General features: G+C 62.1%; 19 protein-coding genes. 14 read left to right on the forward strand and 5 right to left on the reverse strand.

Annotation, left to right across the window (positions count from 1 at the left end):
- Positions 1-70 precede the first annotated feature (70 nt).
- On the forward strand, positions 71-1,507 hold the full coding sequence (gene pyk, locus C6571_RS08840) for a pyruvate kinase (protein WP_106446360.1): 1,437 nt from the start codon (positions 71-73) through the stop codon (positions 1,505-1,507).
- 274 nt (positions 1,508-1,781) lie between these two features.
- Here the strand turns inward: pyk and C6571_RS08845 are convergent, their stop codons facing one another.
- Entirely contained in the window at positions 1,782-2,531 is a 750-nt protein-coding gene (locus C6571_RS08845; protein WP_106446361.1) for a phosphatase PAP2 family protein, read from the reverse strand.
- A 222-nt stretch (positions 2,532-2,753) separates the two neighbouring features.
- Between C6571_RS08845 and C6571_RS08850 the strand changes: the two genes are divergently transcribed.
- From C6571_RS08850 to C6571_RS08905, 12 genes are all read left to right on the forward strand, one after another.
- Positions 2,754-3,458: a response regulator gene (locus C6571_RS08850; RefSeq protein ID WP_106448135.1), complete on the forward strand. Its 705-nt coding sequence runs from the start codon at positions 2,754-2,756 to the stop codon at positions 3,456-3,458.
- Positions 3,455-4,825: a histidine kinase dimerization/phospho-acceptor domain-containing protein gene (locus C6571_RS08855; RefSeq protein WP_106446362.1), complete on the forward strand. Its 1,371-nt coding sequence runs from the start codon at positions 3,455-3,457 to the stop codon at positions 4,823-4,825. Before C6571_RS08850 ends, C6571_RS08855 begins: the two co-directional genes overlap by 4 nt.
- A gap of 64 nt (positions 4,826-4,889) precedes the next feature.
- Positions 4,890-5,954, forward strand: a complete 1,065-nt coding sequence (gene fba / locus C6571_RS08860; protein WP_106446363.1) for a class II fructose-bisphosphate aldolase — start codon at positions 4,890-4,892, stop codon at positions 5,952-5,954.
- A 241-nt stretch (positions 5,955-6,195) separates the two neighbouring features.
- On the forward strand, positions 6,196-7,794 hold the full coding sequence (locus tag C6571_RS08865) for a Re/Si-specific NAD(P)(+) transhydrogenase subunit alpha (RefSeq protein WP_106446364.1): 1,599 nt from the start codon (positions 6,196-6,198) through the stop codon (positions 7,792-7,794).
- Positions 7,795-7,832: 38 nt separating this feature from the next.
- Positions 7,833-9,245: a Re/Si-specific NAD(P)(+) transhydrogenase subunit beta gene (pntB, locus tag C6571_RS08870; RefSeq protein WP_106446365.1), complete on the forward strand. Its 1,413-nt coding sequence runs from the start codon at positions 7,833-7,835 to the stop codon at positions 9,243-9,245.
- A gap of 90 nt (positions 9,246-9,335) precedes the next feature.
- Complete coding sequence (locus tag C6571_RS08875) at positions 9,336-11,015, forward strand: long-chain-fatty-acid--CoA ligase (RefSeq protein ID WP_106446366.1); 1,680 nt, start codon at positions 9,336-9,338, stop codon at positions 11,013-11,015.
- A 62-nt stretch (positions 11,016-11,077) separates the two neighbouring features.
- Positions 11,078-12,088, forward strand: coding sequence for an ABC transporter permease subunit (locus tag C6571_RS08880; RefSeq protein ID WP_106446367.1), 1,011 nt, complete (start codon positions 11,078-11,080; stop codon positions 12,086-12,088).
- Positions 12,089-12,100: 12 nt separating this feature from the next.
- Complete coding sequence (locus C6571_RS08885) at positions 12,101-13,006, forward strand: ABC transporter permease subunit (protein WP_211300718.1); 906 nt, start codon at positions 12,101-12,103, stop codon at positions 13,004-13,006.
- A gap of 9 nt (positions 13,007-13,015) precedes the next feature.
- On the forward strand, positions 13,016-14,047 hold the full coding sequence (locus tag C6571_RS08890; RefSeq protein WP_106446369.1) for an ABC transporter ATP-binding protein: 1,032 nt from the start codon (positions 13,016-13,018) through the stop codon (positions 14,045-14,047).
- Positions 14,044-15,078 (forward strand): dipeptide ABC transporter ATP-binding protein, encoded by a 1,035-nt coding sequence (locus C6571_RS08895; protein ID WP_106446370.1) that lies wholly within the window; start codon positions 14,044-14,046, stop codon positions 15,076-15,078. The genes C6571_RS08890 and C6571_RS08895 overlap by 4 nt, the downstream gene beginning before the upstream one ends.
- A 26-nt stretch (positions 15,079-15,104) precedes the next feature.
- Entirely contained in the window at positions 15,105-16,718 is a 1,614-nt protein-coding gene (locus tag C6571_RS08900) for an ABC transporter substrate-binding protein (RefSeq protein WP_106446371.1), read from the forward strand.
- Positions 16,719-16,804: 86 nt separating this feature from the next.
- Complete coding sequence (locus C6571_RS08905; protein WP_106446372.1) at positions 16,805-17,560, forward strand: 5'-methylthioadenosine/adenosylhomocysteine nucleosidase; 756 nt, start codon at positions 16,805-16,807, stop codon at positions 17,558-17,560.
- Between the two features lie 60 nt (positions 17,561-17,620).
- Here C6571_RS08905 and corA read toward each other — a convergent pair whose 3' ends face one another.
- The 4 genes from corA to tsaB all read right to left on the reverse strand — a co-directional run bounded on the left by corA (position 17,621) and on the right by tsaB (position 20,652).
- Complete coding sequence (gene corA, locus C6571_RS08910; RefSeq protein WP_106446373.1) at positions 17,621-18,610, reverse strand: magnesium/cobalt transporter CorA; 990 nt, start codon at positions 18,608-18,610, stop codon at positions 17,621-17,623.
- 130 nt (positions 18,611-18,740) lie between these two features.
- Positions 18,741-19,295, reverse strand: coding sequence for a uracil-DNA glycosylase family protein (locus tag C6571_RS08915; RefSeq protein ID WP_245901477.1), 555 nt, complete (start codon positions 19,293-19,295; stop codon positions 18,741-18,743).
- Between the two features lie 173 nt (positions 19,296-19,468).
- Positions 19,469-19,948 carry a ribosomal protein S18-alanine N-acetyltransferase gene (gene rimI, locus C6571_RS08920; protein WP_106446374.1) on the reverse strand — a complete coding sequence of 160 codons (480 nt, stop codon included), beginning with the start codon at positions 19,946-19,948 and terminating at the stop codon, positions 19,469-19,471.
- Positions 19,945-20,652 (reverse strand): tRNA (adenosine(37)-N6)-threonylcarbamoyltransferase complex dimerization subunit type 1 TsaB, encoded by a 708-nt coding sequence (gene tsaB, locus C6571_RS08925; RefSeq protein WP_106446375.1) that lies wholly within the window; start codon positions 20,650-20,652, stop codon positions 19,945-19,947. The genes rimI and tsaB overlap by 4 nt, the downstream gene beginning before the upstream one ends.
- 75 nt (positions 20,653-20,727) lie before the next feature.
- Between tsaB and dacB the strand changes: the two genes are divergently transcribed.
- Positions 20,728-22,188 (forward strand): D-alanyl-D-alanine carboxypeptidase/D-alanyl-D-alanine endopeptidase, encoded by a 1,461-nt coding sequence (gene dacB / locus C6571_RS08930; protein WP_211300741.1) that lies wholly within the window; start codon positions 20,728-20,730, stop codon positions 22,186-22,188.
- The last annotated feature ends 106 nt before the right edge of the window (positions 22,189-22,294 follow it).

Consider the following 22,294-nt stretch of genomic DNA (forward strand, 5'->3'; position numbering starts at 1 on the left):
TGAAAGAATCTGTGGATGTAACCCGTTTCATGTGAAAATTGAAACTTAATTACGTTTTGACGAGTCTTCCATGTCCTTGCGCCGCGCCACCAAAATAGTTGCCACCCTGGGCCCCGCCTCGAGCGAGCTGACCCTGCTGGAGAAGATGATCTTTTCCGGCGTGAATGTGGTCCGACTCAACTTCAGTCACGGCAGCGCGCAAGACCACATCGAGCGCGCGCGCTTGGTGCGCGAAGCGGCACAGCGCGCAGGGCGGGAAGTGGCCATCATGGCTGACCTCCAGGGGCCAAAAATTCGTGTGGGAAAGTTCGCAGAAGGCCGCGTGATGCTGGAGTCGGGTGCTGTTTTTGTCCTCGATGCTTCCCGCACCGAGTTGGGCGACGCGGCAGGTGTGGGCCTTGACTACAAGGAGCTTCCACGCGACACCCGTCCCGGAGATGTCTTGTTGCTCAACGATGGGTTGATCGTGTTGACCGTGGATGCCGTGCGTGGCGAGGCAGTACATACCACGGTCCGCATTGGTGGTGAACTCTCCAACAACAAAGGCATCAACAAGCAAGGCGGCGGGTTGACCGCGCCGGCGTTGACAGCAAAGGACATGGAAGACATTCGTACGGCGATGAGCTTTCAGGCCGACTACGTTGCGGTGAGTTTTCCAAAAAGTGCCACCGACATGGAAATGGCCCGGCAGCTGTGCAATGTCGCTGCGGCGCAATACCGCCACAAGCCAGGTCTGATCGCCAAAATCGAACGAGCCGAGGCCATCCCCCGGCTGGAGGAAATCCTGCGCGTCAGCGACGGCATCATGGTCGCACGCGGCGATCTTGCCGTGGAAGTGGGCAACGCCGTGGTGCCGGCATTGCAGAAAAAGATGATTCGCATGGCACGCGATATGGATAAGCTGGTGATCACCGCCACGCAGATGATGGAGAGCATGATCACGAATGCCTCGCCTACTCGCGCCGAAGTGAGCGACGTGGCCAATGCCGTGCTGGACGGAACCGATGCCGTGATGCTGAGTGCGGAAACGGCTGCTGGCCGCTATCCGCTAGAGACAGTGCAAGAAATGGCCAAGATCTGTGCCGCTGCAGAGGCTGCTGAAGACGCGCAGTTGGATGCAGATTTCACCGGGCGTGCGTTTGGCGGTATCGACCACGCCATTGCCATGGGCGCACTGTTCACGGCGCACCGCCTGGGTGCCAAAGCTATCGTTGCCATGACGGAGAGTGGCTCCACTGCGCTGTGGATGAGCCGGCACCGCATTCATATTCCCATCTATGCCCTGACCCCCAAGATCGCGACGCAGCGGCGCATGGCCTTGTACCGCAACGTTCGTCCCATATTGGTGGATACCAGCGCCGATCGCGACACAGCGCTTGAGCAAGCTGAACGCCACCTCAAAGACCGCGCCATTGTCAGCAGCGGCGATGTCTATGCCATCACCTGCGGTGAACCCATGGGGGCGCCGGGCGGCACCAACATGCTGAAAATCTGTCGCGCTATTTGAGGGCTGGATTCAACCTGGAAACGGCGGTTGATCGCTTGTTGTCGTTTGGAAAGCCGCCTGGTGATTGGCCTTGTTGGCATCGCAGGCGCTCACCTGTAGTGTGAACAGCGCTATGCACCCGCCGGCACCACACTGGCCGTGCCATGCGGCGTTGCTCGTCCTTGCCTGGCACGCCCATTGCGGCCATGGCGGGCGCATCCAACTGCCGTTTCTAGGCTCAACAGAGCCGTCGTGAAGGCGGCGCTCGGCGAGAAGAGCTGAGTGGCAACCATTCTCAATGGGCCTCTGTTGTTCCGACAACGCTGGCCGCGTTTGCGTCGCAAAGAGCGTCTCGGTGGAATGCCATGTCGACGAACCATGCAGTGGTCCAGCACAACCAGCCCGTCCACAGGGTGTGACTCTGAAAGTGCGCCCCGCGTATCTGCTGTGACAGGCCGAGCACAAACCCCGCTACGAGAACGCTTCCCAGCCAGATCCGCGCAGCGAGTGGCTGGCTTCGGCGCAGCACAAAATAGCCACCAATGAAGGCAAAACCTGCTGAAGCGTGTCCTGCGGGAAAACACTTGCCAGCGCCCCCATCGACCGTTCCCAGCGCCCAGTGCGAGGCGTAACGTGCAACGCCGCCAAACTCGGCAAGGTCCCAGGGGCAGCTGGTCGTACTGGCATATTTCAGGGCGCTCACTACCGCCAGCGCCAACAGAGTAGTGACTGCAAGTTGCAGTCGTTCAGCTCTGTTGGTACCGCGCAGGACACCGAAGGGCCACCAGACCGCCAGTACCAGCGCCAAAGCAGCCAACCACGCCAAGCGGCGTGCGCCCTCGTGCATCACGTGCACGAAGAACCATTGGTCACGCAAAGGAAAGCCATGAACTCCGCCGAACCAATGTGCCACCTCCCGATCCAGGCCCCCGGCATCCCAGGCAACCAACAGGCCGAAAGCAGCTAGCGTCCAGCCGAGAAGGTGTAGATTGTTGGTGTGTTGGGTGCTGTTGCGATGCGAACTGCGGGAGGCTACATGAGACATGTCGCACACACTAGGTGCAGCGACTTAATCAGGCATTAAGGGCGATCAGCACCCTATCCCAATTCGCAGGCGGTGCAGGCCTACTTAAGACACCGCACACATAGTCTGCGGGTCGAATCTACGAAGGTCGCCCGTGGATTCGTTTCTCCCCAGCGTCGTCGAAAAATCGCTTCACACCGGGTGCGCCCTGAAAATGCGTGCAACTGCTGCAAGAATGCGGACATGCGAATCTTGGTGGTCGAAGATGATGCAGGCATTGCCGAAGGCCTGGCTGCCAATTTGCGCCAGCGTGGATATGCGGTGGACGTGTGCGACAGTGTGGAGGGCGGTTGGAGCGCTTTGTGCCGCGAACGCTTCGATGCACTGGTCTTGGATCTTGGCCTCGTGGACGGTGACGGCGCGCAACTCCTGCAGCGCTTGCGTGCCCTTGCGTTTCCTCAAGCTTCCGCGACAGCGGCGTTGCCGGACTCGGCGCTCCCTGTTCTGATCATCACGGCGCGTGATGAGGTGGAGCAGCGTATCGCGGGCCTTGACAAGGGGGCAGACGACTATCTGGTCAAGCCGTTTGATTTCAATGAGCTGGACGCACGGCTGCGCGCCCTGCTGCGTCGCTCTGCCGGGCGCGCTCAACCGATGGTGCTTTATGGCGACATAGCGCTGGATCCCGCTGCGCGAACGGTGCGTCGTGCGGATCGTCTGGTGGACATCTCTCCACGTGAATTTTCCATCCTCCTGGTGCTGCTGGAAGCACGCGGCCGGGTGCTGTCGCGCTCGCAACTCGAAGAGCGTCTGTACAGTTGGAATGCTGCAGTGGAGAGCAATGCGATCGAGGTGCATATTCACCATTTGCGACGCAAACTGGGTGCCACCTTGATACAGACCATGCGCGGTGTGGGTTATTTCATCCCCAGGGATGGGCACCGATGAGCCGTCCGACCTGGTCCGATGCTTCTCTGATGCGGCAGTTGCTTCTGTGGTCGCTGGGGGCACTCATTCTGGTGTGGGCGTGTTTCGTCTTTCTCGCTTATCGCACGGGCGTGGAAGAGGCGGATGAATTGACCGACGGCCACCTCGCAAGTGTCGCCGTGCTCTTGCTTGGAATTCATGGTCTGCCAGCAATAGACCAAAGTGTGGAACCGTTGCGCCTGCGACAGGAAGGACTTAAAAATCACGACTATCAACAGTCGCTCAGCGTCCTGGTATGGGATGCGCAGGGGCGGCTGAGTTGGCGCAGCGGTGAGGCGCCCGTGCTGGCCTTCGATGCGGCGGCGGAAGGCTACGCTACCGTTATTGCAGGCGAAGAGCCACTTTCCTGGCGCAGTTTTTCTCAGTGGAATCGTGAGCACACGCAGAAGGTAGCGGTGATGCTGCAACTCGACGAGCGCGACGCATTGGCACACGACATTGCGGGCCAGATGATCGAGCCTGGTCTGTGGTTGCTGCCGGTGGTGTCGCTTGCGCTTGGCTTGGCCATTTCTCGGGGTCTGCGACCATTGATGGAACTCTCCAATGCGGTTGCGGCGCTGGATGTCCAGAATGCCGACAGTCTGGTGGCTCGCCATCCGTTGCGCGAGTTCGACTCGGTGGTCGAATCCATCAACACCTTGTTGGCACGACAGCAGCAGGCACTTTTCAGAGAGCGGCAACTGGCCAATGAAGTCGCGCACGAACTGCGCACGCCGCTTGCCTCCATCGTTCTGCAGGCTCAGGCGCTCGAAGCCACTCTGGAGGCCGAAGCGCCGCGCGCCGCACTGGCTCGCATCCGGGCCGACACCTTGCGGGTAGGCCATGTTTTAGATCAACTTCTGGCCTTGGCGCGGTCGAGCCGTGATGGTGCAAAGTCTGGGTGGCAGCAGATCGATCTCGCGCAATTGGCGCGCACGGTGGCCGCCGACTATGCGCAAGCTGCATGGGAGCGAAATGACGTGATCGAAGTGCAGGCGGACGCTTCCCTGACAATGAGCGCTCAGCCGGTGCTGCTGGGAATTGCGCTGCGAAATCTTGTAGAGAACGCCTTGCGACACACCCCTTTCGGCACGCGCATCGCCATTCAGTGCGGGCGAGATCAAGTCGCTGGGGCGAGCGTGGTTTGGCTGCAGGTTTGTGACGACGGCGGACGTCAGGGCAGCAGCGCGGAACGTCCACTTGCCGACAGCCTTCACCTGGGGCATGAAATCGTCGCTCGCGTGGCGGCGGAGCATGGGGCTCAGTTTCGAAAATCTCCCTGCGCGTCGCCGTTTACTACCTGCTACCGCATCGACTTTCTCTACGGCCCGCAAAACCCAGCTGGCTAGAATGACAAGTTACCAAGCGGTTACGAAATTGTGCCGCTCCCATTGACTTGACCGGATACCAACCATGCCTCTCGTCTCGATGCGCCAACTCCTAGACCACGCCGCCGAATGCGGTTATGGCATTCCCGCTTTCAACGTCAACAACCTGGAGCAGGTTCAGGCCGTGATGGCGGCAGCCGATGAAACGGGTGCTCCCGTGATCTTGCAGGCCAGCGCCGGTGCGCGCAAATACGCAGGCGAGAGCTTTATCAAGCACCTGATTCAGGCTGCGTGCGAAGCCTATCCCCACATCCCGCTGGTGATGCACCAGGACCATGGCACGTCGCCTGCCATCTGTCAGGGAGCCATCGATCTGGGATTTGGCTCGGTAATGATGGACGGCTCGCTGATGGAGGATGGCAAGACCCCGTCGTCTTTTGAATACAACGTGGACGTGACGCGCAAGGTCGTCGCAATGGCCCACAAGGTGGGCGTTACCGTCGAGGGAGAGCTTGGCTGCCTGGGTTCGCTGGAAACAGGGGAAGCGGGCGAGGAAGACGGCGTGGGTGCGGCCGGCAAGCTCGACCACAGCCAGATGCTGACCGACCCTGAGGAAGCGGCCCAGTTCGTCAAGGCCACCCAACTGGACGCACTCGCCATTGCCATTGGCACCAGCCATGGCGCCTACAAGTTCACGCGCGAGCCCACGGGCGATATCTTGGCCATCAGCCGTGTTCAAGCGATCCATGCCCGCATTCCCAACACCCACCTGGTGATGCACGGGAGTTCCAGCGTGCCGCAAGACCTGCTGGCGATCATCAACCAGTACGGTGGAAAGATGAAAGAAACCTACGGCGTGCCGGTTGAGGAGATCCAGAAAGCCATTCAATTCGGTGTTCGAAAGATCAACATCGATACCGACATTCGCCTGGCCATGACGGGTGCAGTGCGAAAGTTCCTGGCGGAAAATCCCGAAAAATTCGATGCCCGCGAATGGCTTAAGCCCGCGCGCGAGGCGGCCAAGGCCATCTGCAAACAGCGCTACCTCCAGTTTGGCTGCGAGGGCCAGGGTGTCAAGATCAAGGGCGTGTCGCTGAGCGTAATGGCGCAGAAGTACGCCGCAGGCGACCTGGCCCAAGTGGTTCACTGAAAGTTCCGTATCTCCTCTCGTACAAACCGGCGGCCCTTGTGTTGCCGGTTCTGAACTGAGGACGCCTCTCCAAAGGGCGTGTCCGATTGGCGATAGAAGCCCGATATTCTTAATGTAAGCTCGCGGTCAGTTAACTTGTGCTGACCGGGGCGGAGAGTGGAGCCTCCCGGTCTGGCGCTATCGCGCATGCAAGCCTACGGGGCGCCTGCGCAACGACTACAAAACTCGGAGGAAGCAATTCATGCAAACAAGCCCAACACCAGCGGTGCAGCGCATCGGCGTGCCGACGGAGACGTTCCAAGGCGAAAAGCGTGTAGCGACTGTGCCGGACGCAGTGGAAAAGCTTATCAAACTCGGCTTCAAGGTTGCCGTCGAGTCTGGCGCTGGCGATGGAGCCCACTTCAGCGACGAGACCTACCGCGCTGCCGGCGCCGAGGTGCTGCCAGATGCCGCCGCGCTGTGGGCTGCTTCTGACATTGTCCTGAAAGTACGTCCCCCAAACAGCGATGAAGTGGCGCTGATGCGGGATGGCGGCACGCTGATTGGCTTCGTCTGGCCTGCTCAAAACCCGGAGTTGATGCAGCAGCTCACGGCCAAGAACGCTACGGTGCTGGCAATTGACTGCCTGCCACGCACGCTCAGCCGCGCGCAGAAGATGGATGCGCTGACCTCTACCGCCGGTGTGAGTGGTTACCGCGCTGTCATTGAAGCGGCCAACGCTTTCGGTCGTTATTTCAACGGTCAGATTACGGCAGCGGGCAAGGTGCCACCGGCCAAGGTGTTCATTGCCGGCGCGGGTGTGGCGGGCCTCGCCGCCATCGGCACGGCGGCCAGCTTGGGCGCCGTCGTCCGCGCCAACGACACGCGCGCCGAGGTAGCCGACCAAGTCAAGTCGCTGGGTGGCGAGTTCGTCAAAGTCGACTATGAAGAAGATGGCGCGGGCGGCGGTGGTTATGCCAAAGTCATGAGCGAGGGCTTTCAAGCTGCGCAACGCCAGATGTACGCGACACAGGCCAAGGACGCCGACATCATCATCACCACAGCGCTGATCCCGGGCAAGCCCGCGCCCAAGCTCATCACTGCCGAGATGGTGCAGTCGATGAAGCCCGGCAGCGTGATCGTGGACATGGCGGCGGAGCAGGGCGGCAACTGCGAATTGACCGTCCCTGGTGAGGCCGTGGAGCGCCACGGCGTGACCATCGTAGGCTACACCGATTTGGCCTCGCGCATGGCCAAACAGTCTTCCACGCTGTATGCCAACAACCTGTTGCGTCTGGTCGAAGAATTGTGCAAGGCCAAAGACGGCGTGGCCGTGGTCAACATGGAAGACGACGCCATCCGTGGCCTGACGGTCACCAAGGATGGTGCCATCACCTGGCCGGCACCGCCCCTTAAGGCGGCACCGGTTCCCGCGCCCAAGTCAGCCGCGCCCGTGGCCGCAAAGAAAGACAGCCATGCGCGTGGCGCCCCAATGCCGGCCAAAAATCTGGCCATCATGTTTGCCGTGGCTGCGGTGCTCTTCTGGTTCGTCGGTGCCTATGCGCCTGCGGCTTTCCTCGGGCACCTGACGGTGTTTGTGCTGGCCTGCTTCATTGGCTACATGGTGGTGTGGAACGTCACACCTGCACTGCACACACCTTTGATGAGCGTGACCAATGCCATTTCCAGCATCATTGCCATTGGCGCGCTGGTGCAGATTGCGCCGCCGGAAGCGGGCGCCCATGGGCGTCCGGATGGGCTGATTCTCTGGCTGGCTTTTGCCGCTCTCGTGCTCACGTCCATCAATATGTTCGGCGGCTTTGCCGTGACTCGCCGCATGCTTGCCATGTTCCGCAAATAAGAACAAGACAGCACTAGAACAAGCAAGGAAAGACGCACATGTCGCAAAGTCTCGTCACAGTGGCTTATATTGCCGCCGCCATTCTCTTTATCCTGAGCCTTGGAGGTCTGTCCAACCCGGAAAGCTCGCGGCGCGGGAATCTGTTTGGCATGATCGGTATGGCCTTGGCCGTGCTGGCCACGGTTTTTGGCCCGCGCGTCGGCGCCACTGGCATCGCCTGGATTGTCGGTGCACTGGTCATCGGCGGCGGCATTGGCCTGTACGCGGCCAAGATCGTGAAGATGACGCAAATGCCCGAGCTGATTGCACTCATGCACAGCCTGGTGGGTTTGGCGGCCTGCATTGTGGGCTTTGCCAGCTACGTGGACACATCGATTCAGCTCGCAGGCATTGAGAAAACCATCCACGAGGTGGAAATCTACATCGGCATCCTGATCGGCGCCATCACCTTCTCGGGGTCGCTGATTGCGTTTGGCAAGCTCAACGGAAAAATTGGCGGCAAGCCCATGCTATTGCCTGCGCGCCACTGGCTCAACCTGGTGGCCCTGCTGCTGGTGATCTGGTTTGGCAGGGAATTTTTGGCTGCCCCGAGCGTGCAAGCCGGCATGTTGCCGCTGATCGTGATGACTGTAATTGCCCTGCTGCTCGGCGTGCACATGGTGATGGCCATTGGTGGGGCCGATATGCCGGTGGTGGTGTCCATGCTCAACAGCTACTCGGGCTGGGCGGCCGCGGCCACCGGCTTCATGCTGGGCAACGACTTGCTGATCGTGACCGGTGCGCTGGTTGGCTCTTCGGGCGCCATCCTGTCGTACATCATGTGCCAGGCGATGAACCGCAACTTCATCAGCGTGATCGCCGGCGGCTTTGGCTCTGGCGGCGGCGCGCCAGCCAAGAAGGGCGACGCCGCTGAGCCCCAGGGCGAGGTGGTGCCGGTGAGCTCGGCCGAGACGGCCGAGATGCTGCGCGATGCCAAGAGCGTCATCATCGTGCCCGGCTATGGCATGGCGGTGGCCCAGGCACAGCACACGGTGTACGAGATCACGCAGACGCTGCGCGAGCGGGGGGTCCAGGTGCGTTTTGGCATCCACCCGGTGGCGGGTCGCATGCCCGGTCACATGAACGTGCTGCTGGCCGAGGCGAAGGTGCCCTACGACATTGTGATGGAGATGGAAGAGATCAACGAGGACTTCCCCGATACCGACGTGGTCATGGTCATCGGTGCCAATGACATCGTGAACCCGAGTGCGCTGGAAGACCCCACCAGCCCCATCGCCGGCATGCCGGTGCTCGAAGTCTGGAAGGCCAAGACGTCCATCGTGATGAAGCGCTCCATGGCATCGGGCTATGCGGGCGTGGACAACCCGCTCTTCTACAAGGAAAACAACCGCATGCTATTTGGCGATGCCAAGAAAATGCTCGACGAGGTGCTGGTGGCGCTCAAGAGCTGACAAGGCCGAATTTCTGCGAACAAGCACAGTTGTGCAGAATTTTTCTGACACGGTCAAAAATACGCGAAAACACATCAGGAGACATTGGAGATGACCGACCGCATTTGGCTAAAAAGCTACCCAACGGGCGTGCCCGCAGACATCGACTCCGGGCAGTATCCATCCCTCGTGGCGCTGATGGAAGAGGCATTCCGTACGCATGCGCACAAGGTGGCTTATAGCTTCATGGGCAAGGAGATCACCTATGCGCAGACTGACTCGCTAAGCAGCGCCTTTGCGGCCTACCTGCAAAACCTAGGACTCGCCAAGGGCGACCGGGTCGCCATCATGATGCCCAACGTGCCGCAGTATCCGGTGGCGGTGGCGGCCGTGCTGCGCGCTGGCTACGTGGTGGTGAACGTAAATCCGTTGTATACGCCGCGCGAGTTGGAGCACCAGTTGCGCGACTCCGGCGCGAAGGCGATGGTGATTCTCGAGAATTTCGCCACTACCTTGCAAGCCTGTATTTCCAGCACGCCGGTGAAGCACGTGGTGGTCTGTGCCATGGGCGATCAGTTGGGCTTGCTCAAAGGCGCCTTGGTCAACTATGTCGTGCGCAACGTCAAGAAAATGGTGCCGACGTGGAATCTACCGGGAGCCGTTCGCTTCAACGACGCGGTGGCTCGCGGCACGCGTGGCACGTTCAAGCAGCCGGACATCAAGCCCGACGACATTGCCCTGCTGCAGTACACCGGGGGAACCACCGGGGTCAGCAAAGGCGCGGTGCTCCTGCATCGCAACGTGATCGCCAACGTTCTTCAGTCTGAAGCATGGAATGCGCCAGTGATGGAGCGGGTGCCTGCGAGCGAGCAGCCTACCAGCATTTGTGCTCTGCCCCTGTACCATATCTTCGCCTTCACGGTGAACATGATGCTCAGCATGCGCACGGGGGGGAAAACCATTCTGATCCCCAACCCGCGTGACTTGCCGGCCGTGCTCAAAGAGCTGTCCAAGCAGCGCTTTCACAGCTTTCCAGCGGTCAACACGCTGTTCAATGGCCTGGCGAACCACCCCGATTTCAATACCGTTGACTGGAGTCACCTGAAAGTGTCGGTGGGCGGCGGTATGGCGGTGCAGAGTGCAGTGGCCAAGCTCTGGTTGGAGAAGACCGGGTGCCCGATCTGCGAGGGCTACGGTCTGTCAGAAACCAGCCCCTCAGCCAGTTGCAACCCCGTTACATCCAAAGAATTCACCGGAACCATCGGCGTGCCCTTGCCGAGTACCTACATGAAGCTGCTGGACGACGATGGGCAGGATGTGACCGAGCCTGGGGTGCCCGGTGAAATCGCCATTCGGGGACCGCAGGTCATGGCCGGTTACTGGCAGCGACCGGACGAGACGGCGAAAGTCATGACCGAAGACGGCTATTTCAAATCGGGTGACGTGGGCGTGGTGGACGAGAACGGATTTTTCCGCATCGTTGATCGCAAGAAGGACATGGTGCTGGTGAGCGGCTTCAATGTGTATCCCAATGAAGTGGAAGAAGTGGTTGCGACCTGCCCAGGGGTTCTTGAATGCGCTGTCGTTGGCGTTCCCGACGACAAGACTGGCGAAGCTGTCAAGCTGGTAGTTGTCCGCAAGACACCGGAGCTGACCGAAGCGAAACTGCGTGACTTCTGTCGTGCCAATCTTACGGGGTACAAGCAACCCCGTGTGATCGAGTTCCGTGAGGAACTACCCAAGACGCCAGTTGGAAAAATTCTCCGACGCGAACTGCGCGACAAAAAGTAATCCGTGCCATAAGCGCGGAGCCCCGAGCTTTATTTGCCCCTTACCGGGGGCGTTGTTTATCGATGCTGCGTTTTCTTCTCACGCGCGTCAGCCTGCTCATTCCGACCTTTTTCGGGATGACGCTGCTCGCCTTCTTTTTGATTCGGCTGGTGCCGGGTGACCCGATTGAAACCATGGCTGGCGAGCGTGGCATTGATGCTGCCCGCCATGCCGCACTGCTGGTTGAATACGGCTTGGACAAGCCCGTGCTCACCCAATACGGCGTCTATATCTCGCGGGTGCTGCACGGCGATCTGGGCAAGTCCATCATCACGCAGGTTCCAGTGCTCGACGAGTTTCTGGCGCTGTTTCCGGCCACGGTCGAGCTGGCCGTCTGCGCCATTCTTTTTGCGCTGCTTCTGGGGCTGCCTGCCGGCATCATTGCAGCCGTCAAACGCAATTCCTGGTTCGACCATGGGGTGATGACGGTTTCGCTGACGGGCTATTCGATGCCCATCTTTTGGTGGGGGCTGCTCCTCATCATGCTGTTTTCGGTCTACCTCGGCGTTACGCCCGTCTCGGGCCGCTTGGACGTGATTCATTACGTCGAGCCGGTGACGGGCTTCCTGCTCATCGACGCGCTCATGAGCGAGGAAAAAGGCGCATTTGTCTCGGCGCTTCAGCATCTGATTCTTCCGGCCATCGTGCTCGGTACGAACCCGCTGGCGGTGGTGGCGCGCATGACACGCTCGGCCATGCTTGAGGTTTTGGGCGAAGACTACATCCGCACCGCACGCGCCAAGGGACTGGCACCGTTTCGTGTGGTGGCCGTGCATGCGCTGCGCAATGCCCTGATCCCTGTAGTCACGGTGATTGGTTTGCAGGTGGGCGTGTTGTTTACCGGAGCCATCCTGACTGAGACGATCTTCTCCTGGCCCGGTGTGGGCAAATGGTTGATCGAGGCCATCAACCGGCGCGACTACCCGGTCCTTCAGGGCGGCATGCTGCTGCTGGGCGCGGTCGTCATGCTGGTGAACCTGCTGGTTGACCTGACCTACGGCATCATCAATCCCCGCATCCGCGTCGCCCGCTGAATGAAGGCTTCCATGGTTTCTCCCAGCATGGCTTCGGCTGCGTCCGCACCGCCCACACCGCCTACGCCGTTCGTAGAGTTCTGGCGTGCTTTTTCCGCAAACAAGGGCGCGGTGTTTGGTCTGGTGGTCGTCTGCGTGCTGTTGCTGCTCGCGCTGTTTGCGCCCTGGATCGCACCGCATGCGCCATTCCAGACCAACAGCGACGCCTTTCTGGTGCCCCCGGCATGGCAGGAGGGTGGTTCTTCCACCTACCTTCTGGGCACCGATGCGATTGGCCGTGACATCCTCTCGCGCCTGATTTATGGGTCGCGCCTTTCGCTCTCCATCGGTGCGGTCGTCGTCTTGATCGCCTTGGCGCTGGGTGTCACGCTGGGGCTCATCGCCGGCTTCTACCGTGGCCTGCTCGAGATCGCCATCATGCGCGTGATGGACATTATTCTTACCTTGCCCAGCCTGCTGCTGGCCATTGTGATCGTGGCCATCCTGGGGCCGGGGCTGGTCAACGCCATGCTGGCGGTGGCCGTAGTGGTCTTGCCGCACTATGTGCGCATCACCCGCGCTGCAGTGATCAGCGAAGTTTCCAAAGACTACGTGACGGCAGCGCGCATCAGCGGCGCGGGCACTTTGCGCCTGATGTTCAGCGAGGTGCTTGCCAACTGCGCTGCGCCGCTGATCGTGCAGGCATCGCTTGGCGTGTCAACGGCCATTCTGGATGCTGCCGCGCTGGGTTTCCTGGGCCTGGGGGCGCAGCCTCCCTCTCCCGAATGGGGAACCATGCTGGCCGACGCCCGCGAATTTGTGATGCGGGCCTGGTGGGTCGTGACCTTGCCGGGTCTGATGATCGTCATCGCCGTGCTTGCCTTCAATCTGCTTGGTGACGGACTGCGCGACGCGCTTGATCCCAAGCTCAAACGCTAGAACCGCACCATGGCTTTGCTTGAAATTCGTCAGCTGAACGTGGCATTTCCCACGCAGGATGCCGTCATGCACGCGGTGGAGGGGGTCAGCCTGCAAGTGCAGGAGGGAGAGGTGCTGGGCATTGTCGGCGAATCGGGCTCGGGCAAGAGCGTCAGCATGATGGCGCTGATGGGGCTCATCGCCTATCCGGGGCGCGTGCGTGCCGAGCATCTGCAGTTCGATGGCAAGGATCTGCTCGGCCTGTCCGATGGTCAGCGACGCAAGCTCGTGGGCAAAGACATTGCCATGATTTTTCAGGATCCCACCACCAGCCTCAACCCCTGCTTTACGGTGGGTTTTCAGTTGATCGAGACGTTGCGTCTGCATCTGGGACTGGACAAGCGTGCCGCCCGCGAGCGCGCGATTGAACTACTGGAGCAGGTGGGAATCCCAGCTGCGTCCAGCCGCCTTTCGGATTACCCACACCAGATGTCGGGTGGCATGAACCAGCGCGTGATGATCGCCATGGCCATCGCCTGCAACCCGCGCCTCTTGATTGCCGATGAACCCACGACGGCGCTGGATGTCACGATCCAGGCGCAGATTCTTGAGCTTTTGCGCGAACTGCAGCGCGAGCGCGGCATGGCGCTGGTGCTCATTACGCACAACATGGGCGTCGTGCAAGAGATGGCGCACCGCGTGGCCGTGATGTATGCCGGCCAGGTGGCCGAGGAAGGGCCGGTGGCCGGGCTGTTTGCCGCGCCGCAGCACCCGTACACCGAGGCCCTGCTCGCTGCCATGCCCGAGCAGGCGGGAGCCGACGGGCGGCTCGCTACGATTCCTGGGGTGGTGCCGGGCCTGTATGACCGTCCTGCGGGTTGTTTGTTTGCTCCGCGCTGCCGCTACGCTACCGCTCGCTGCGTGGCAGATCGCCCTGAGTTGCAGCCCGCGCCCCAAGCAGCGTCCGGCAGTCTGGTTCGTTGTCATTACCCGCTGGGCGATCCCGATCGCGATGCCAGACGTCATGCGGACGGTGTATTGGTTCCGGAGGTGGTCGCATGACGGCACGCGAACCGATTGTCCAGGCGCGCGGGCTTGAGCAGGTTTACACCATTCGCCGTGGATTGTTCAAACCGCCAGCGAAGTTGCAGGCGGTGGGCGGTGTGTCTTTTGACGTGCACGCGGGCCAGACCTTGGCTGTCGTGGGTGAATCGGGCTGCGGCAAGTCGACGCTGGCGCGCATGGTTTCGCTGATTGAGCACCCCAGCGGCGGTCAGCTGCGTATCGGTGCGGCGGACGTCACGCGCAGCACCGAGCACGAGCGCCAGGTTTTGCGAAAAACGGTGCAGCTGGTTTTCCAGAACCCGTTTGGCTCCCTCAATCCGCGCAAGAAAATTGGCGCCACGCTGGAGGCACCGCTGGCTATCAACACTCAGCTTGCCAAGGAAGAGCGCCGCGAGCGCGCCCGCGCCATGCTCGAGCGTGTGGGCCTGAGGCCGGAGTTCGCTGAGCGCTACCCACACATGTTTTCCGGGGGCCAGCGCCAGCGCATAGCCATCGCCCGTGCCCTCATGCTCAGCCCGCAATTGGTGGTGGCGGACGAGCCTGTTTCAGCGCTTGACGTGTCCATTCAGGCGCAGGTACTGAACCTGCTGGCGGACCTGCAGCGCGAACTGGGGCTCGCTTACTTGTTTATCTCGCACGATCTGGCGGTGGTGCGGCATATTGCGCATGACGTGCTGGTGATGTATCTGGGTCACGCGGTGGAGCAGGGGCCGAAGCAAAAAATATTTACCCTGCCGCTGCACCCCTACACCCAGGCACTGCTGGCGGCCACGCCGGGGCTGGTGGCGCCAGGCAGCGCACCGCGCGAACGCATTGTCTTGCATGGCGAACTGCCTTCCCCGCTGAATCCGCCGCCCGGCTGCGTGTTTTCCACTCGCTGCCCGTATGCCACCGAACGGTGTCGCACCGAGCGGCCGCTGCAACGTCTGCTAGACGACAGGCAGGTGGCATGCCACTATGCGGAAAATTTTCTGGCGCCGGTTACCCATCCGGCGCCGCTCGCTGAACCGTCACATCAGGCGGTTTGATGTTTACCTCAAGGAGACTTCCGAAAATGCAAAAGAGTTCATCGCGCAAGCGCTTCGCACTGGCCGCGCTGGCCCTGCCTGTCCTGTTGGCTGCGGGCGCTGTTTCGGCCAAAACACTGGTGTTCTGCTCTGAGGGCAGCCCAGAAAACTTTTATCCCGGTGTCAATACCACCGGAACCTCGTTTGACGGCAACGAGCCCATCTACAACCGCCTGGTGGAATTCGAGCGCGGCGGCACCAAGGTTGTCCCCGGCTTGGCAGAGCGTTGGGAAATTTCTGCCGACGGCAAGGAGTACACCTTCCACCTGCGCAAGGGCGTGAAGTGGCACAACACCAACAAGGGTTTCAAGCCAACGCGCGACATGAATGCCGACGACGTGATGTTCATGTTCGAGCGCCAGTGGAAGGAGGACAACCCTTACTACAAGGTCACCAGTCCGAATCACTCGTATTTCAACGACATGGGCATGCCCAAGCTGCTGGTGTCGATCGTGAAAGTGGACGACCAGACCGTCAAGATCACGCTGAACAAGCCCGAGGCGCCGTTCCTGGCCAACCTTGCCATGCCTTACGCGGCGGTGCAATCCAAGGAATACGCGGACGCCATGCTCAAGGCCGGCACGCCCGAGAAAATCGACCAAGACCCGATCGGTACGGGCCCGTTTTACCTTGTGCAGTACCAGAAGGATGCCGTGATTCGCTACAAGGCCTTCCCCGCCTACTGGGGCGGCAAGGCCAAGATCGATGATCTGGTCTACGCCATCACGCCCGACGCGTCGGTGCGCTGGGCCAAGCTGCAAAAGGGCGAGTGCCATGTCATGCCCTACCCGAACCCAGCCGATCTGGAGGCCATCCGCAAGGACCCGAACATCAAGGTGCTGGAACAGCCCGGTCTGAACGTAGGTTATTTGGCCTACAACACCACCAAGAAGCCGTTTGACGATGTGCGCGTGCGCAAGGCCATCAACATGGCGATCGACAAGAAGGCCATCATCGACGGCGTGTATTTGACAACCGGTGTCGCTGCCAAGAACCCGATTCCGCCCACCATGTGGTCGTACAACGACGCCATCAAGGACGACCCGTTCGATCCCGCTGCCGCCAAGAAGCTCCTTGCCGAGGCTGGCTTTCCCAATGGTTTCAGTACCGACCTGTGGGCCATGCCCGTCCAGCGCCCCTACAACCCCAACGCCAAGCGCATTGCCGAGTTGATGCAGGCGGACCTGGCCAAGATCGGTGTCAAGGCCGAGATCAAGTCGTTCGAGTGGGGCGAGTACCGAAAGCGCATGCAGGAGGGCGAGCACCAGATGGGCATGCTGGGCTGGACGGGTGACAACGGCGATCCAGACAACTTCCTCTACACCCTGCTCGGTTGCGCATCGGCGCAGTCCAACAGCGGCAGCAACATCGCCAAGTTCTGCTACAAGCCCTACGAAGATTTGGTGCTCAAGGCCAAGACGGTGACCGACCAGGCCGAGCGCGCCAAGTTGTACGAACAGGCCCAGGTGATCTTCAAGGAACAGGCGCCCTGGTTCACCATCGCCCATGCTGTGCAGCTCAAGCCGGTGCGCAAAGAGGTGGTGGACTTCAAACTCAGCCCTTTCGGCCGCCATAACTTCTATGGCGTGGACCTGAAGTAAACCGGCCCAGCGCCACAAGCGCGTACGCTCTGTACCCTGGCGCTTCGCAAGAGCGCCAGGGTTTTTTTGTCCGATATTTTCACAGCATGAGCACCGCCATTCTTAGCGCCCTCCCCGAAGAACAATCCGGCCTGCTGGCCAGCCTGGAGCAGGGCCAGCGCCTGGTGCACGCCGGGCGCGTGTTCTGGCAGGGCAAGCTGTATGGGCACAGCGTGGTGCTGGCGCTGTCGGGCATTGGCAAGGTGGCGGCGGCGACGACCGCCACAGTGCTGATTGAGCGCTTCCGGGTGGCGCGCATCGTCTTCACCGGGGTCGCTGGCGGGGTGGGCGATGGCGTCTCGGTGGGAGACATCGTGGTGGCGCAGGACTACGTGCAGCACGACATGGATGTCTCTCCCCTGTTTGAACGCTGGCGCGTACCAGGGTACGACGGCGTTCGCCTGCCATGTGATCCTGCGTTGACTGCTATTCTTTCAGAAGCTGTCAGCGCATGCCTGATAAGCGCTGGAGGCCATTTTGACCATGAATTCATGGATGCCGCGCCGCGCCTGCATCGGGGGCTGGTGGCCAGCGGCGATCGCTTCATCACCTGCGGCGAGGTGGCGCGCGCGCTGCGCGATCCACTGGTGGCGGCCGGACATGACGTGCTGGCCGTGGAAATGGAAGGCGCTGCCGTCGCCCAGGTGTGCATGGACTATGCGCTGCCCTTCGCAGCCGTGCGCACCATCTCCGACCGCGCCGACGCCACCGCCCACGTCGATTTCCCCGTCTTCATGCAAAAAGTCGCCAGCCGCTACGCCGAGCGCATCGTGCGTGAGCTGCTGCTGAATCTAAAAAAATGATAGCTACTGACGCTTAATAGGAAAGCGCTAGAGCCCAATTTGGCTCAAGGAGTTGGGAAATTACTGCTTCAGCCAGCCGCGTTTTCTGAAGTACCACATGGGCCCGAGCGCGCTGGCCAGCATCAGCGCCAGCACATAAGGGTAGCCCAGACTCCAGTCCAGCTCGGGCATGTACTTGAAGTTCATGCCGTAGATGCTGGCAATCAAAGTCGGAGGCAGCAGCGCCACGCTGGCCACCGAGAAGATTTTGATGATCTTGTTCTGGTTGATGTTGATGAAACCGACGGTGGCGTCCATCAGGAAGTTGATCTTGTCGAACAGGAAGGCGGTGTGGCTGTCGAGCGACTCGATGTCGCGCAGAATTTGCCGCGACTCCTCGAATTGCTCGGCGCTCAGCATCTTGCTGCGCATCATGAAGCTGACTGCGCGGCGCGTGTCCATCACGTTGCGACGAATGCGGCCGTTCAGGTCTTCCTGCCGCGCAATGGCTCCCAGCACCTCGCCTGCGCGCTCGTCGGTCACGTCGCCAGAGAGCACCTGGATGCTGACCTGCTTCAAGTCGTCGTAAATACCTTCGAGCGTGTCGGCTGAATACTCGGCGTCGGCGTCAAATAGTTTGAGCAGCACGTCGCGTGCGTCTTCGATCAGGCCGGGCGCACGCCGGGCACGCAGGCGCAGCAGGCGGAAGACCGGGATGTCCTCGTCGTGGATCGAGAACAGCACCCCTTTGCTGCGCAGGTCGGGATTGGTGAGATTGAGGATGAAGGCGACGCGCACCGAGCGCGAATCCTCGTCGTCGTCGATCAAAAAGTCGCTGCGAATGTGCAGTTCGCCGTTGTCTTCCTCGTAGAAACGGGCCGATTCCTCGATGTCGGTGTCCATCGCATCGTGGGGAATCGACAGGCCGTAATACTGCGTGACCCAGCGCTTTTCGTCGGGCGTGGGGGCGTCGAGGTCCACCCAGATGGGCTGGAAACGGGAAAGCTCTTCAAGCGACTCGATCTCTTCCTGAACGAGGCGCCCATTGGCGAGCGTAAAGATGTTGAGCATGGCTCACTCCCTGGATGCGGGGCCGGTGGCGGGCGGGTGGGGCGCTTTCAGCCCCGGCGCAAGCCTGGGAGCTGAAAGCTATCGACTGGGATAGGCTTCCATGGTCTTTGTGCTGAATGAAAACATTCGATTATGGCACTGGCGCGTTGGCGCTGCTGCGGCCGGCCAGTGCGCGGGCCCGGCACAGGTCGGCCCAGGCCACGGACTTGGATGCAGCGTTGCGCAGCAAAAAGCGGGCGTCGAAGGTCACCACCACCGGAACGCCGGCCAGTGCCAGCGTCTCGCCGCGCAGCTTGCCCAGAGGCTCGCGCCGCCCCAGTGCTGCCTGCATGGCGCTGCGCCCCATTACCAGAACCACAGCGGGCGCGAAGGCCGCCACATGCTCTGCCATGGCCGCGTCTGCTGCCTGTGCGCCCGGTTCGGCCCCTGCGCTCACGCTGCACAAACCCACCCGGGGGTGCCGGTGCAGCTGCAGTGCGTGCAGCATGGCGTGCAACAGGCGTTCGGCGCCCTCGGCCAAGGGATCGTCCGGCGCAAACGCTTCCGCCACCACCAGCCAGCCCGCTCCGAGTGCCAACGGCGCTTGGCTCGGATCCGCCTGCGGATACAGCAGGCGCGGGGCCTGAATGGTCCAGGCAGATACGGCAGCTACCCGCTCAATGGTGTTTGCTGGCTGCGCAGGCATCCGATGTGCGGGGGTGGGCGCTGGACCGGTTGCTGCTTTGGGTGAGGTCTGCACGCGGGCGGCTGGCGCCTGTGCCAGGAGCGGCAATGGCGCTGTCGACGAGGCTGGGGGAGTCCACATTCGCACCCCCATCTCGTGGAGCATGGCGCGTTGGCGAGCGTCGAGCTGCAGAGTCACAAGGCCAGACTCATGACGATGGCATCCTCGCGCGCGCCGCCCGCTGCCGGGTAGTAGCGTGGCCGCTCGCCAACGCGGCGAAAGCCGAAAGATTGGTAGAGCGCGATGGCGCGCGCATTGCTTGAGCGCACTTCCAGCCACAACCACTGAGCGCCTTGCGCGCGCGCCCAAAGTGCCAGCGCATCCAGCAGCACCCGGGCCCAGCCCTGGCGTTGGAACTGCGGCGCCACGGTGAGGTTGAGCAGGTGCGCCTCGTCCACACCGCGCATGGCGACGTAGTAACCCAGTACCTGCTCGCCTGCGCACAGCAGATGCACCGCGTAGCCACTGGAGAGGGAGTCCGTGAAATTGCCGCGGCTCCAAGGGAATTCGTAGGCTTGCGACTCAATCGCCAGCACGCATTCGAGCTGGCCGAGCGAAAGCGCCTCCAGCCGCACCTGCAGCGCATTGGGCGTTTGGGCGGCGACGGCGTTCATGGTGCTGTCGCCCCCCTCTGGGCGGCCATGGCTGCGCGCTCGGCCGTGGTCTGGGCCACCTTGTTGCGCACATACAAGGGCAGGGCCGCATCGGCCGCAAGTGCCAGCCCTTGCGCCAGCAAGGCAGGCGCAAGGCGCAGCAGAGCGGCGGCTTCGGGCCGCGCCTGTACGTGCAGCGCATGGGGCGCGAGGCGCGCGCCATAGACAGCGTGGGCGTTGCCGGCCACGGTCCAGCCGTCCTGCACTGCCATCGACTCGGGCGCGCAGACCGAGCAGTCGCCGCTGGTACTCCAGTGCCCTGCGTCGTAGCTGTAGTGAGCCATGTAGACCTCGTCCATGCGGGCGTCCAGCACCGCGACGACCTGCGTGCAGCCATGCCGGTGGCGGGCGTCCTCGGCTACGGCGAGCAAGCTGCCGATGGGCAAGACCGGCAGGCCCGCGCCGCCGCGGGCGCCAAAGGCCAGGCCCTGCGCGACCGAGCAGGCGGTGCGCACGCCCGTAAACGAGCCGGGTCCGCGCCCGAAGACCAGCGCATCCAAAGCGTCGAGCGAGAGGGCCGCTTCGCCCAGCGCCTGGCGCAGCGCGGGAATCAAGCCGGCCGAAGCCTGGGCGCCCCCAGTGCCGCTGTGCGTGATCACGCGCTCGCCGTGCTGCACGGCGATGGACAGCGATTCGGTGCTGGTATCGAAGGCAAGCAACTTCATGGGATGTGGGGGAGCGGGGCCATGGACACGATTATCGGCGCCGTGGCGGACTCTGGCGCGCATAGACTCCGGCGGATGTTGAAGTGCCTGCCCTCCCTGCTTTCCTTCTCGCGCCCGCTCTGTGCTTTCCTTGTGTGCACACTTGCCCCCAGCTTCTGGGCGACCGCAGCTGCGCCGCCTTCCGCAACGCTGCCAGCCACTGTCACCGCAGCGCTCAGCCGCGCTGGCGTGCCCCGCGAAGCCTTTGCCGCGCTCGTCGTGCCCGCTGACGAAGGCAGCTCGCCACGCCTGAACTGGCAAGGCGATCGACCCATGAATGCGGCGTCGGTGATGAAGCTCGCCACCACTTTTGCCGCGCTGGATTTGCTGGGGCCCGCCTACACCTGGAGCACGCCCGTGTTTGCGCAGGGCCCGGTGCGCGATGGCACGCTGCAAGGCAACCTGTACCTGCGCGGCAGTGGCGACCCCAGCTTGGTGATGGAACGGCTCTGGCTGCTGCTGCGGCGTGTGCAGGCGCATGGCATTGACGCCATTGCGGGTGACATCGTGGTCGATGGCACAGCGTTCGCCGGTGCTGCCCGTGATCCGGCGGCCTTTGATGGCGAGCCGCTGCGCGCCTACAACGCCGCGCCGGACGCCCTGCTGGTGAACTTCAAATCGCTGGTGCTGGACTTGGTGCCAGATGCCGCAGCCGGCCTGGCGCGCATCCAGGTGGCGCCACCAATGGCAGGACTTGCGGTGCAGGCCAGCGTACCGCTGGCGCCTGCCGGAACGCGCTGCGGCGATTGGCGCGCACAGATGCGCCTCAGCCTGGCAGATCCCACTCGGTTGGCTTTTCAGGGGCAGTACCCAGCAGCTTGCGGCGAGCGCAGCTGGGCGCTGGCCCCGCCCCAGCCCGAGTTGTTCGGGCCGCGTGCCGTGGCCGGTATGTGGCTGGCGCTGGGTGGCAGGCTGGGCGGCAGCGCACGGCTGGGCAAGGTGCCGGACGGCCTGGCGCCCCTTTTCGTACACAGCTCGGCGCCGCTGGCCGAGGCAGTGCAAAACATCAACAAGTTCAGCAATAACGTCATGGCTCAGCAGGTTTTTTTGACGCTCGGTCTGGAGGCCGGCGGCGTCGGCAGCCTGGATACTGCACGCGCCGCGCTGCAGACTTGGTGGGCACGCCGCATGGGCGCCGCCGCCATGCCGGTCTTTGACAACGGTGCAGGCCTGAGCCGTGAAACGCGAATCAGCGCGTCTTCGCTGGCGCGCATGTTGCAGCGCGCCTGGGCCTCGCCCGTGATGCCGGAGCTGATGGCTTCGCTTCCCATTGTCGGAGTCGACGGCACCCTGCGCCGCAGCCAGAGCCGCGCCGTGGGCAGCGCACATCTCAAGACCGGCAGCCTGCAGGATGTGCTGGCCATCGCCGGTTACGTGCATGGCGACGACGGCCAACGCTGGGTCCTGGTGGCCCTGGTGAACCACGATCATGCGGCGGCTGCCCGGCCGGCGCTGGATGCGTTGATCGACTGGACGCGTCTGGCAAGCCAGCGTTAGGTTTGCGCAGCATCGGTCGCTTCGGGCAGGCAAGAGGCGGCACCATTGGCGTTTACCCGCTGTAACTTTTATCGCGCCCGCAGTAACATTTCAAGCAAATAGAACG

Origin of the sequence: Simplicispira suum (genome assembly GCF_003008595.1) — a bacterium.
GTDB lineage: Bacteria > Pseudomonadota > Gammaproteobacteria > Burkholderiales > Burkholderiaceae_C > Simplicispira > Simplicispira suum.

Excerpts from the sequence above, each read along its gene's own strand:
- pyk (WP_106446360.1), top strand. The coding sequence starts at position 71 with ATGTCCTTGCGCCGCGCCACCAAAATAGTTGCCACCCTGGGCCCCGCC.
- C6571_RS08845 (WP_106446361.1), bottom strand. The coding sequence starts at position 2,531 with ATGTCTCATGTAGCCTCCCGCAGTTCGCATCGCAACAGCACCCAACAC.
- C6571_RS08850 (WP_106448135.1), top strand. The coding sequence starts at position 2,754 with ATGCGAATCTTGGTGGTCGAAGATGATGCAGGCATTGCCGAAGGCCTG.
- C6571_RS08855 (WP_106446362.1), top strand. The coding sequence starts at position 3,455 with ATGAGCCGTCCGACCTGGTCCGATGCTTCTCTGATGCGGCAGTTGCTT.
- fba (WP_106446363.1), top strand. The coding sequence starts at position 4,890 with ATGCCTCTCGTCTCGATGCGCCAACTCCTAGACCACGCCGCCGAATGC.
- C6571_RS08865 (WP_106446364.1), top strand. The coding sequence starts at position 6,196 with ATGCAAACAAGCCCAACACCAGCGGTGCAGCGCATCGGCGTGCCGACG.
- pntB (WP_106446365.1), top strand. The coding sequence starts at position 7,833 with ATGTCGCAAAGTCTCGTCACAGTGGCTTATATTGCCGCCGCCATTCTC.
- C6571_RS08875 (WP_106446366.1), top strand. The coding sequence starts at position 9,336 with ATGACCGACCGCATTTGGCTAAAAAGCTACCCAACGGGCGTGCCCGCA.
- C6571_RS08880 (WP_106446367.1), top strand. The coding sequence starts at position 11,078 with ATGCTGCGTTTTCTTCTCACGCGCGTCAGCCTGCTCATTCCGACCTTT.
- C6571_RS08885 (WP_211300718.1), top strand. The coding sequence starts at position 12,101 with ATGGTTTCTCCCAGCATGGCTTCGGCTGCGTCCGCACCGCCCACACCG.
- C6571_RS08890 (WP_106446369.1), top strand. The coding sequence starts at position 13,016 with ATGGCTTTGCTTGAAATTCGTCAGCTGAACGTGGCATTTCCCACGCAG.
- C6571_RS08895 (WP_106446370.1), top strand. The coding sequence starts at position 14,044 with ATGACGGCACGCGAACCGATTGTCCAGGCGCGCGGGCTTGAGCAGGTT.
- C6571_RS08900 (WP_106446371.1), top strand. The coding sequence starts at position 15,105 with ATGCAAAAGAGTTCATCGCGCAAGCGCTTCGCACTGGCCGCGCTGGCC.
- C6571_RS08905 (WP_106446372.1), top strand. The coding sequence starts at position 16,805 with ATGAGCACCGCCATTCTTAGCGCCCTCCCCGAAGAACAATCCGGCCTG.
- corA (WP_106446373.1), bottom strand. The coding sequence starts at position 18,610 with ATGCTCAACATCTTTACGCTCGCCAATGGGCGCCTCGTTCAGGAAGAG.
- C6571_RS08915 (WP_245901477.1), bottom strand. The coding sequence starts at position 19,295 with ATGCCTGCGCAGCCAGCAAACACCATTGAGCGGGTAGCTGCCGTATCT.
- rimI (WP_106446374.1), bottom strand. The coding sequence starts at position 19,948 with ATGAACGCCGTCGCCGCCCAAACGCCCAATGCGCTGCAGGTGCGGCTG.
- tsaB (WP_106446375.1), bottom strand. The coding sequence starts at position 20,652 with ATGAAGTTGCTTGCCTTCGATACCAGCACCGAATCGCTGTCCATCGCC.
- dacB (WP_211300741.1), top strand. The coding sequence starts at position 20,728 with ATGTTGAAGTGCCTGCCCTCCCTGCTTTCCTTCTCGCGCCCGCTCTGT.